This window comes from Brasilonema octagenarum UFV-OR1, from assembly GCF_963888615.1.
Lineage (GTDB): Bacteria > Cyanobacteriota > Cyanobacteriia > Cyanobacteriales > Nostocaceae > Brasilonema > Brasilonema sennae.
In genome coordinates, this window is sequence record NZ_CAWPKW010000164.1 from 1 (window position 1) to 7,485 (window position 7,485).

Sequence of the window (7,485 nt, forward strand, 5' to 3'; positions counted from 1 at the left end):
GTCGCGATTGCTAGAAGCCCATGAATTGATCGTTGGGGAATTGAGAGTGGCGATCAATAAAACAGCAGCGAATCAAGATAGTGGCACTAACGATTTGTTAGTGAGCCAAGTCTTGCGAACCAATGAGACGCAAGTTTGGTTTCTGGCAGAACATTTAGTGGATACACCATTGGTACGTAGTTAAATTCAGCAGATCAGGTGTTGTAAATGAATAACTAACAGTGTTTCAGCAATCGCTCTTTAAATCAGTTCATTCTTGACTCCATTTATCCATTGTAGATAACAGAGAAAGAGAACTTTATGACCAATTATGACTACATTGTAATCGGTGCAGGTTCGGCAGGCTGTGTGGTTGCCAATCGTCTAACCGAAGACTGTAACACAACCGTGTTACTCCTCGAAGCGGGCAACCCAGCTACAAAACCAGAAATTCAAATTCCGGCGCAATGCTTTAGTCTCATCGGCTCTGAAGTGGATTGGGGTTACGTTTCTGAGCTGGAACCCTACCTGAAGGGTCGCAAAATGTTTTGTTCCCGTGGCAAAGTCTTGGGCGGCAGCAGTTCGATTAATTTCATGATGTATATCCGGGGCAATCCTCAAGACTACGATCGCTGGCAGGAATTAGGAAATCCCGGTTGGTCGTACCTTGATTTATTGCCCTATTTCAAGAAATCGGAACACCAGCAGCGAGGCGCGTCGGAATTTCACGGGGTTGATGGGGAATTGAGCGTTACCGATTTGATGTCCCCTGCGGTGGTCTCCCAACGCTTTGTAGATGCCTGTGTGTCAAAGGGATACAACTACAATCCTGATTTTAATGGTGTACAGCAAGAAGGGGTAGGACTTTATCAATTGACGGTTAAGGATGGTAAACGGCACAGTGCAGCCGCTGCTTTTCTTCTACCCATTTTCCATCGTCCCAATTTGACAGTAGTGACAGGGGCATTAGTGACAAAATTGCTGGTTGAGGGCACTCGCTGTGTTGGAGTGGAATATCTGCATGAAGGTACGCTTCACCAGGTGAGAGTCAACCAGGAAGTGATTTTAAGCGCAGGTGCGTTTGATTCGCCCAAACTACTAATGCTTTCTGGAATTGGTACTGCCGAACACCTGCAAGCGATGGGAATTTCTGTCGTTGCAGATTTGCCGGGTGTCGGTCAAAACCTTCAGGATCACATTCTCACTTGTGTCGTTCAAGAAGCTACTCAAGATATACACCCTGCCATCACCAGTAATGGAATCGAAGCCGGATTATTTTTGCATAGCAAGGGGAATGTGGAGACCGCACCCGATTTGCAGTTCTTCTTCGGCCCGATTCAATTCTTGTCACCTGGTTATACCCCTGCTGATTTTGGATTTACGGGTGCTGTCTGTCTTACCCGTCTCGAAAATATTGGCAGCGTTAGTTTGCGATCGCCTGACCCCAAAGATCCACCAACCATTCGGATGAATTATCTACAAAGTCAAGCCGATGTACAAAAGTTGGTTGAGGGAGTTAAATTAATCCGCCAATTGTTTCAGAGCAATGCCTTCGATGATTTTCGTGGTGAGGAGATTGCTCCGGGTTCCCGTATTCAAAGTGATGCAGCACTTGAAGCTTACATTCGGGACACTTGCAGCACTGTATGGCATCCGGTAGGCACTTGCAAAATGGGCATGGACTCAATGGCAGTGGTCGATCCTCAACTACGAGTACATGGAATTCAAGGTCTTCGTGTTGTTGATGCATCAATCATGCCAACAATCACTACAGGCAATACAAACGCACCCACTATCATGATTGGTGAGAAAGCAGCAGATTTAATTAAAGCGGAGCGTACCTCGCAAAGTCTTCCTAACAAGCTTAATGTTCAAAATTTGGCAGACTTGTCTATCTAGAAACGGCATGAGAGCCTGCTTTATCCGATCTGCAAGCTTGAGCGTTCGTAACACAATTCATTCATTAGAAGGAGTAATTCCATGACACAATCGTTCTGGCTTCGTGGTTCTCGCCTCACCATCCTCGCCGATCGCACCACAACTGACGGTAAATACGACCTGATTGAGGGCTATTTCTCTCCTGGTAAGCAGACTCCACCCCATCGCCATACACGCTATTCCGAACAACTCTATGTGTTGGAAGGAGAATTCACTGTCTGGATTGGTAAGAACAAGGTGGTTCTAAAGACGGGTGAAAGTGCCCTGATTCCGATGGGCGCTCCCCATGTCGTTGCTGCACTCAGCGATCAACCAGCTCGCGGGTTAGTCGTTACTTCGCCCAGTGCCTTTGCTCACTTTGTTGAAGCAACAGGGACGCTAAACGAGAATGAGGCACCTGACATGGCATTGTTCAATCGCATCTCTAGCGAAATTGGCGACGAAATTCTGGGTGCACCTGGAGATCTCCCTTAGAGGGTGTGATGAACTTCTATAGAACCTAGTTTAGAAGCGAAATTCAGCCCTCGTTGCGATTTTCGAGGAATGGTTGGAACTGGCTCACAGAGCCGATGATTTTCAGAGTTCATAACACCCTCTATGCCGCTTGAAAACTTGTCTATCACTTAAAAGGAAAACTCAAAACTATGAATTCACAAGCAGCTCAAACCACCACTACTGCTGACGAGTCGGCAATCCGTGCTTTCCATCGCCAGATGATTGATGCTTGGAATCGAGGTAGCGGCGAAGGCTTCGCTGCCCCGTTCAGCGAAACTGCCGATTTCCTCACGTTCGAGGGCACGCATCTCAAGGGACGAAAAGAAATCGCTGCATTTCATCAGCAAGCGTTCGACACAGTTGTCAAAGGAACACGCCTGGAGGGTGAGGTGAATTTTGTCCGCTTCGTGAACTCGCAACTCGCGCTCATGCATGTATTTATCAGGGTAATACTGCCCGGAGAAACTGAAAGTTCACCGTCACGAGATTCGCTGCCGCTATACGTCGTCACAAAACGCGACGAAGGTTGGCAGATCGAAGGGTTACTCAATACCCGGAAGTTAACGCTAGAACGTCAATTCTTCTTAGACGACTTTGACTCACTGAGCGCAGAGGCTCAACATCAAGTGACCGACCTCGTTTCAGGTCTCAAGCAGCAGGTGAAATGATTTCGACCGTGCAGATAGTAATGCAAGCTCAGATGCCCTATACCGTTTTGCGCGATGCGTTTTAACTCATCCAACAATGACTGAAGGGTTAAATCTGCTGTTCTCAAAGCTGTCATGCAACAGAACCGATAACACTTCAATGGTTCACACAAATCCAGAATCCCCATCAGATTAACCTATGAAAAAACTAGAAGGAAAAATTGCCCTGATCACGGGTGGTAACAGTGGTATCGGTCTTGCCACTGCCAAACAGTTTGTTGCCGAAGGTGCCTATGTTTACATCACGGGTCGTCGCCAAGTCGAGCTGGATGCTGCTGTAGAAGCCATCGGTAAAAATGTTACGGCTGTGCAGAGCGATGTTTCTAATCTGGCAGACCTCGATCGTCTGTTTGCCACCATTAAGCAAGAGCAAGGACACCTCGATATTATCTTCGCTAATGCTGGCGGTGGACAAATTGCCCCACTTGGAGCAATCACTGAGGAACACTTTGACAAAACATTCAACATAAACGTCAAAGGTCTGCTTTTCACCGTGCAGAAGGCATTGCCTTTGTTGCCAGAGGGGGCTTCGATTGTCCTCAATGCTTCGACTACTTCTATCAAAGGCACTCCAGCGTTCAGCGTTTACAGCGCCACCAAAGCTGCCGTGCGATCATTTGCACGTAACTGGATACTCGACCTCAAAGAGCGCAAGATTCGTGTCAATGCCATCAGCCCTGGTGTCGTGCCTACTCCTGGCTACAATCTCATGGGACTGAGCGAGGAGCAGGTGCAGGGATTTGTAGCAAGTCAGGCTGACAATATCCCCCTTGGGCGGGTGGGCACGCCAGACGAGATTGCTAAAGCTGTCGTCTTCCTTGCATCCGATGACAGCAGCTTTGTCAACGGCATCGAACTCTTCGTCGATGGGGGCATGGCGCAGATTTGAAGCGTCTCAACTTTGCCCGACGAACTATGCTACATTGCCAGACTGGATATTAACGAAGGAGGAACTGAAATGGCCGCGAACAATGAACAAGCAATTTGCCACCTCTACCACGTGGCAGAAGCTGAGTACGAGGATCTGAAGGCTTTTGGTCATATCTCGGTTTAATACCCAGAGGACATGGGTGCATTATTTGGGCAATAATTCCGGGCAAAGTTAACAGTTCTAGACTTTGGCAATGGTACAACTCTGTATTCTCGTTACTACCAAGGCAAGCGTGAAGTTCACACCCCCTATCCCACGGGTGTAGAAGTTCTCATCCATATCAAACTAAGTTTAGTACTAAACAGCAGTGTCAGTTTTATGTTTGAACAACAACCTCAAAATTTACAACTTCATGTCCAACAGTTAGCTAACGAAGCACTAGAAAAAGCAGAGCCATCAGCTTGGTTTGAAGTTTTGTATGCCGAAGCTCAAGGCGACACAACACAAATTCCTTGGGCTAAGTTAGCTCCACATCCTTATCTTTTAGAATGGTTGACGAATCATCAACAGTTTGTTAGAGGTCAAAAGGCATTAATCATCGGTTGTGGTTTAGGGGATGATGCCGAAGCTTTAGCTCATCTGGGATTTGAGGTAACTGCTTTTGATATTTCTCCAACTGCGATCGCTTGGTGTCAGCAACGATTTCCTGATTCTTTGGTCAACTATGTAGTTGCAGATTTATTCGCAGTTCCCGCACAATGGCATCAAGCCTTTGACTTTGTGTTTGAGTGCCGTAACATTCAAGCTTTGCCGCTAAATGTGCGCTCTGCGGCTATTTCTTCAGTTGCCTCTTTTGTAGCTCCCGGTGGCACACTTTTGCTGATTACCCATGTTCGGGATACAGAAGCAGAACCAAGTGGCCCACCTTGGGCATTATCAGAATCAGAACTGGAACGGTTTGAAAGTTTAGGATTACAACAAGTAGAAAACATATTATACCAAGAGTCTGAGCAATTTGATGTTAAGCAAGTGCGGATCGAATATCAAAGATCATAATTGGCTTAGTTTCAGTTGGGGGAGATAATTAACTGCGCCATCCCACTCTTGAGAGTCGGCACACCCGATGAGATTGCCAAAGCCGTTGTCTTTCTCGCTTCAGCCGACAGTAGCTTTGTGAACGGCATTGAGTTGTTTGTCGATGGAGGTATGGCACAGATTTGAAGTGCCCTAAAAATATCTATCACCAAAACCGTTGAGGAGTTCGGTGCTATGAATGCAAATAACGGCATCATCAGTCAGTCTAGCCCATATTCAGTAACCGAAACCATTGATCGCTTAGAAGCTATTCTTCAGGCAAAAGGCATCACCATTTTTGCCCGCATCGATCAACGAGCTGAAGCCAAAAAAGTTGGACTGAGCCTGTGTCCAACACAGTTATTGCTATTTGGCAACCCTGAAGCCGGAACACCGCTCATGGTAGCAGAACCGACGATCGCTCTGGATTTACCCCTGAAAGTACTGGCATGGGAAGCGGCTGACGGCAAAGTGTGGCTGAGTTACAACGATCCTGATTACTTAAAACAGCGGTTCTCTCTCATTGATGAGTTGGTCAAAAACATCGCGGTCATTAAACCTTTAATCAATCAAGCACTTCAATAAACAACTCATTCGTTTTTTCGATATCCCATGTTTGCTGCTGTAATTGAATGCAATCCAAAACTTTGGAGCTAAAGATGAAACTCATCTCTGTCAACGTAGGACTTCCGCAGGAAGTGACTTGGAAAGGAAAAACAGTTAGCACTGGAATTTTCAAAGAGCCAGTCAGCGAACGGGTGAGAGTGCGATCGCTCAATTTAGACGGCGATCGCCAAGCGGATCTCACCGTTCATGGTGGTTTAGACAAAGCAGTTTATGTCTATCCCTTTGAGCATTATGACTACTGGCGAAGCGAATTGCCTGACACAGAGTTAACACTTGGTATCTTTGGTGAAAATTTCACAGTCACAGGATTGAGAGAAGAAGAACTGAACATTGGCGATCGCTTCAAAATCGGCAGTGTGGAACTAATGGTGACTCAACCGCGCTTACCCTGCTACAAACTAGCGATTTGCTTTGGGCGATCGGATATGGTGAAACGATTTCTCGCTAGTCGTCGCACCGGATTTTACTTTCGGGTTTTGCAAGAGGGCGAAGTTGGAGCCGGAGACACTTTAGAGTTGGTGAGTCGGGATACCAACAATATTACTGTTGCTGATATCACTCAGCTTTATGTTCGTGAGCCAAACAATCCAGAGTTACTGCATCGTGTAACTCAACTCAAAGCGTTACCCGAAAGCTGGCGCGATTACTTTCAGGATCTGCTCCGTCGGCAGGATGTGAGATAGATGAGACGCATTTGCATTTCAGTGTTATTTAACATTAACAAGGAGCAAAATCATGACTACATATCGCACAGTTTCAATCGATGGTTTAGACATCTTCTACCGCGAAGCGGGTTCCCGTGATAATCCAACGATTCTATTATTGCACGGCTTCCCAACCTCATCTCATATGTTCCGCAATCTTATACCTGCCCTTGCTGATAAATTCCATCTTGTTGCACCTGATTATCCCGGCTACGGCAACAGTTCGATGCCAACTGTAAATGAATTTGATTACACGTTTGATAATTTAGCTGAGATTGTGGAGAAATTCATTGCTGCGATCAATCTCAAAAAGTACAGCCTTTACGTGATGGATTATGGTGCACCAATTGGCTATCGGATTGCAGCTAAATATCCAGAGCGCGTGCAATCTCTGATTGTTCAAAATGGCAATGCTTACGAGGAAGGTCTGCGCGAATTCTGGGAACCAATTAAGGCATACTGGCATGAGCGATCGCCTGAGAATGCTGAAAAGCTCAAATACCTTTTCACTCTAGAAGCAACGAAGTGGCAATATACCAACGGTGTTCGTAATCTCGAAGCAATTAGTCCCGATACCTGGACGGTGGATCAACATTTCCTTGATCGCCCCGGAAATGAAGAGATTCAACTGGCGCTGTTTTATAGTTATGGCACCAATCCACCGCTCTATCCCCAATGGCAAGAGTATTTCCGCCAGTATCAACCCCCTACCCTGATTGTTTGGGGCAAGAACGACTACATCTTTCCTGCTGACGGTGCTTATCCCTACCAGCGTGACTTGAAAAACGTTGAGTTCCATCTACTCGATACGGGACACTTTGCTCTGGAAGAAGATGGGGACGTGATCGCAGATCATATTCACCACTTTCTGAGCACTCACGTTGTAGAGAACACCAAGCTAACCACTAGTAACAAATAGTTTTGCCTGGGAAACGATGTCGATAAAAAATGATTGTCATTCTACAATTACTACTGATCGAGCAGCAGTGTTAAATCAATTAACTTAACATCTCAACAGATTGTTTACAATTTATTAAAGGAGAGTGTCATGGTTGCTCAAGTAAACTCACAATCACCAAAAATTTTGGAA

General features: G+C 46.1%; 10 protein-coding genes and 1 pseudogene. All 11 read left to right on the forward strand.

The features are described from left to right. A partial coding sequence (locus tag AC5590_RS11285; protein WP_211178766.1) for a ferritin-like domain-containing protein occupies positions 1-184 on the forward strand: 184 nt, incomplete at its 5' end. 116 nt (positions 185-300) lie between these two features. After that, positions 301-1,878 (forward strand): GMC family oxidoreductase, encoded by a 1,578-nt coding sequence (locus AC5590_RS11290; RefSeq protein ID WP_169268672.1) that lies wholly within the window; start codon positions 301-303, stop codon positions 1,876-1,878. A gap of 81 nt (positions 1,879-1,959) precedes the next feature. Continuing rightward, on the forward strand, positions 1,960-2,391 hold the full coding sequence (locus AC5590_RS11295; protein WP_169268673.1) for a cupin domain-containing protein: 432 nt from the start codon (positions 1,960-1,962) through the stop codon (positions 2,389-2,391). A gap of 170 nt (positions 2,392-2,561) precedes the next feature. Further along, the gene (locus tag AC5590_RS11300; RefSeq protein WP_169268674.1) at positions 2,562-3,080 is read left to right on the forward strand and encodes an SgcJ/EcaC family oxidoreductase; all 519 of its coding nucleotides are present in this window, start codon (positions 2,562-2,564) and stop codon (positions 3,078-3,080) included. 178 nt (positions 3,081-3,258) lie between these two features. Further along, complete coding sequence (locus AC5590_RS11305) at positions 3,259-4,008, forward strand: SDR family oxidoreductase (protein ID WP_169268675.1); 750 nt, start codon at positions 3,259-3,261, stop codon at positions 4,006-4,008. A 168-nt stretch (positions 4,009-4,176) separates the two neighbouring features. Further along, positions 4,177-4,326, forward strand: a pseudogene (locus AC5590_RS11310) (ParM/StbA family protein); the annotation flags it as partial. Between the two features lie 42 nt (positions 4,327-4,368). Next, positions 4,369-5,046: a class I SAM-dependent methyltransferase gene (locus tag AC5590_RS11315; protein WP_169268676.1), complete on the forward strand. Its 678-nt coding sequence runs from the start codon at positions 4,369-4,371 to the stop codon at positions 5,044-5,046. 15 nt (positions 5,047-5,061) lie between these two features. Beyond that, positions 5,062-5,211 (forward strand): SDR family oxidoreductase, encoded by a 150-nt coding sequence (locus tag AC5590_RS11320; RefSeq protein WP_370460857.1) that lies wholly within the window; start codon positions 5,062-5,064, stop codon positions 5,209-5,211. A gap of 48 nt (positions 5,212-5,259) precedes the next feature. Beyond that, entirely contained in the window at positions 5,260-5,649 is a 390-nt protein-coding gene (locus AC5590_RS11325) for a DUF302 domain-containing protein (RefSeq protein ID WP_169268677.1), read from the forward strand. A gap of 74 nt (positions 5,650-5,723) precedes the next feature. Next, the gene (locus AC5590_RS11330) at positions 5,724-6,374 is read left to right on the forward strand and encodes an MOSC domain-containing protein (protein WP_169268678.1); all 651 of its coding nucleotides are present in this window, start codon (positions 5,724-5,726) and stop codon (positions 6,372-6,374) included. 52 nt (positions 6,375-6,426) lie between these two features. Beyond that, a complete protein-coding gene (locus tag AC5590_RS11335; protein WP_169268679.1) occupies positions 6,427-7,314 on the forward strand; it encodes an alpha/beta fold hydrolase in 888 nt (295 codons plus the stop codon). Positions 7,315-7,485: the final 171 nt, after the last annotated feature.